The sequence below is a fragment of the Streptomyces cahuitamycinicus genome (assembly GCF_002891435.1).
In the GTDB taxonomy this organism is placed as follows: Bacteria; Actinomycetota; Actinomycetes; order Streptomycetales; family Streptomycetaceae; genus Streptomyces; species Streptomyces cahuitamycinicus.
The window spans coordinates 1-2434 of record NZ_POUC01000721.1; the positions used below are offsets into that span (position 1 = coordinate 1).

Sequence of the window (2434 nt, forward strand, 5' to 3'; positions counted from 1 at the left end):
CGGTACGGGGGTGAGGCCATGAGCGACGGCACGGCGGTCCGGCTGGAGCCGCACGAGATCGCACTGCTGTGGGAAGGCCCGCGGGCCGCCGTCACCGTCGCCGTGGTGGACCTGCATGTGCGTGGCCTGGTGGAGGCGGACCTGCTGCCAGAGGGGCGGCCCGTCCCCACGGACGGACCGCCCCTCTGCTCCCCTGCGCGTCAGACCTTCAGTGTCCTGATCGAAGTCGGCGCGTGACCGGGCTCGGTGGCGATCTCCTCGAACTCCACGACGTTGCCGATGTCGTTGGTCGTCGACATGGAGATGTTGGTGACGCGCTCCAGGATCGCCTCGACGACGACCGGGACCCGGTGCTCCGCGGCCAGCTTCTTGGCCTGCTCGAAGGCGTCAGCCAGCTCCGCCGGGTCGGTGACGCGGATGGCTTTGCAGCCGAGGCCCTCGGCGACCTTGACGTGGTCGACGCCGTAGACGCCGAGCTCGGGCGAGTTGAGGTTCTCGAACTCCAGGTTGACCTGGAAGTCGATCTCGAACGCCCGCTGCGCCTGCCGGATCAGCCCCAGGTAGGAGTTGTTCACCAGGACGTGCACGTACGGGATCCGGTGCTGCGCGCCCACGGCGAGTTCCTCCAGCATGAACTGGAAGTCGTAGTCGCCGGAGAGCGCGACGACGGACGCCTCCGGGTCGGCCTTGGCGACGCCGAGCGCGGCCGGGACGGTCCAGCCGAGCGGGCCGGCCTGGCCGCAGTTGATCCAGTGGCGGGGCCGGTAGACGTGCAGCATCTGCGCGCCGGCGATCTGCGAAAGGCCGATCGTGGAGACGTACCGGGTCTCCGGGCCGAAGGCCTTGTTCATCTCCTCGTAGACGCGCTGCGGCTTGATCGGGATGTCGTCGAAGTGCGTTCGCCGCTGGAGGGTCGCCTTGCGCTCCTGCGCGGCCCCGGCCCATGCGGATCGGTCGGGCAGCGCGCCGGCGGCCTTCAGCTCGCGGGCGACCTCGACGAACAGTTCCAGGGCGGCGCGGGCGTCGGAGGCGATGCCGTAGTCGGGGGCGAAGATCCTGCCGATCTGGGTGGGCTCGATGTCGACGTGGACGAACGTCCGCCCGGCCGTGTAGACGTCGAGCTTGCCGGTGTGGCGGTTGGCCCAGCGGTTGCCGATGCCGAGGACGAAGTCGGACTCCAGGAACGTCGCGTTGCCGTAGCGGTGCGACGTCTGAAGGCCCACCATGCCGGCGTTCAGCTCGTGATCGTCGGGCAGCAGGCCCCAGCCCATCAGGGTCGGGACGACCGGGGTGCCGGTCAGCTCGGCGAACTCGACGAGGAGTCCGGCGGCGTCGGCGTTGATGATGCCGCCGCCCGCGACGATCAGGGGCCGCTCGGACGCGTTGAGCATCCGAATCGCCTTCTCGATCTGGGCGCGGGTCGCGGCGGGCTTGTAGACGGGAAGCGGCTCGTAGGTCTCCGGGTCGAACTCGATCTCCGTCAGCTGCACGTCGATCGGCAGGTCGATGAGGACCGGGCCCGGGCGGCCGGAGCGCATCAGGTGGAAGGCCTGCTGGAAGACGCCCGGGACCTGCGCGGCCTCCAGCACCGTGACGGCCATCTTCGTGACCGGCTTGGCGATGGAGGCGATGTCGACGGCCTGGAAGTCCTCCTTGTGGATCACGGCGGTCGGGGCCTGGCCCGTGATGCACAGGATCGGGATGGAGTCGCCGGTCGCGGAGTACAGGCCCGTGATCATGTCGGTGCCGGCCGGACCCGAGGTGCCGATGCAGACGCCGATGTTGCCCGGGTGGGCGCGGGTGTAGCCCTCGGCCATGTGCGAGGCGCCCTCGACGTGCCGGGCGAGGGTGTGGGTGATGCCGCCGGAGGCTTTGAGCGCCGCGTAGAAGGGGTTGATCGCCGCACCGGGGACACCGAACGCGTCGGCGACGCCCTCCCGCTTGAGGATCTCAACTGCCGCGCGGGCAGCGGTCATTCGAGCCATCGAGTACTCCTGCTTCGGCTGTCGGATTCGCACTCCCGTCGCGCCCCGCGGTGAGCTCTTCCGTATTGTGGAATTTGTTTTCTGCTATCTGGAATGAATGTAGGCGGGGTGGGTGAAGCGCGTCAAGAGACGCCAAGCGCCGGACAGGGCAGGGCCCGAGGGAGCACGATGGGCACGCTGTCCCGACGCGACACGGTTCTGGAGTGGCCATGCCCGAGACGGTTGCGGTGCGCTGCCCGGCCTGCCGCCGCGAGCACCACTACACGGCTCCCAGGTACCCCTGCGCCTGCGGCGCGCCGGTGGCCCCGCGACTGGACCGCGACGGCTCGCCTACGCCCGTCACGCACCGGGTCTGGCAGGACGACTGGGTGACGGTGCGGTGCGGCTCCTGCGGACGGCGTGGCGAGTGGCCGCGCCCGGAGGTGGGGTGCCCGTGCGGGGTGGTGCTG

At 70.0% G+C, this 2434-nt stretch carries 1 protein-coding gene and 2 pseudogenes; 2 read left to right on the forward strand and 1 reads right to left on the reverse strand.

The window, feature by feature from the left end:
• Positions 1-237, forward strand: a pseudogene (locus tag C1J00_RS47785) (hypothetical protein); the annotation flags it as partial.
• On the opposite strand, the gene gcl reads toward C1J00_RS47785, so the two are convergent.
• Complete coding sequence (gene gcl / locus C1J00_RS42065) at positions 201-1985, reverse strand: glyoxylate carboligase (RefSeq protein WP_102914072.1); 1785 nt, start codon at positions 1983-1985, stop codon at positions 201-203. The pseudogene C1J00_RS47785 and the gene gcl sit on opposite strands and share 37 nt — an antisense overlap.
• A 209-nt stretch (positions 1986-2194) precedes the next feature.
• On the opposite strand from gcl, the pseudogene C1J00_RS46085 reads away from it, so the two are divergent.
• A pseudogene (locus C1J00_RS46085) lies at positions 2195-2434 on the forward strand (hypothetical protein); the annotation flags it as partial.

Excerpts from the sequence above, each read along its gene's own strand:
- gcl (WP_102914072.1), bottom strand. The coding sequence starts at position 1,985 with ATGGCTCGAATGACCGCTGCCCGCGCGGCAGTTGAGATCCTCAAGCGG.